This window comes from Metalysinibacillus jejuensis (assembly GCF_003057615.1).
GTDB classification, from domain to species: Bacteria; Bacillota; Bacilli; order Bacillales_A; family Planococcaceae; genus Metalysinibacillus; species Metalysinibacillus jejuensis.
Genome location: NZ_QAFW01000143.1, coordinates 1 through 774, shown reverse-complemented (window position 1 = coordinate 774; position 774 = coordinate 1). Strand labels below are relative to the sequence as shown.

Annotated in this window: 1 protein-coding gene; it reads left to right on the top strand. The window is 35.1% G+C overall.

Annotation, left to right across the window (positions count from 1 at the left end; all coding sequences use genetic code 11):
* Positions 1 to 47: 47 nt before the first annotated feature.
* Positions 48 to 774 (top strand): RNA-guided endonuclease InsQ/TnpB family protein (locus tag DDE80_RS14495; protein WP_108308649.1); only part of this gene is annotated, 727 nt, incomplete at its 3' end.

The window sequence follows — 774 nt, the reverse complement described above, 5'->3', positions numbered from 1 at the left end:
CAATCAATATACACGATATTATTCAGTACAAAGCGAGGTGAATTGATATGACTAAACAAAACAAAGCTTTCAAATTCCGTTTACTACCAAACAGAGAACAGGCAGTATTATTAGCCAAAACATTTGGCTGTGTTCGTCTTGTCTACAATAAGATGCTTGCGGAAAGACAAGCGACTTATGCAAAATACAAAGACGACAAGGAAATGCTTAAAAAGCAAAAGTTCCCTACACCAGCTAAATATAAAGACGAATTTCCATTCCTAAAAGAAGTGGATTCTTTAGCTTTAGCAAATGCACAAATGAACTTACAAAAGGCTTATAAGAATTTTTTTGAAGGCAATGCGGAATTTCCAAAGTTCAAAAACCGTAAGTCAAAACAGTCTTATACAACCAATCGAGTGAACGGAAATATCGAATTGCAAGATGGTCATATCAAATTACCTAAACTGAAATTAGTAAAAATCAAGCAACATCGGGAAATCCCTACGGATTATAAATTAAAATCTTGTACGATTTCTAAAACAAAATCAGGTAAATACTATATTTCGATTTTGACAGAATACGAGAAAGAAATTAAACCAGTGTCCATTCAGAAAGTTGTTGGGCTAGATTTCGCTATGGACGGTCTGTATGTCGAAAGTGAACAGGGTGAGAAAGCCAATTACCCACGTTTTTATCGACAATCATTAGACAAATTAGCAAAAGAACAACGCATCCTATCTCGTAGAAAGAAAGGTTCTGCACGTTGGGAAAAACAACGTTTGAAAGTGGCTG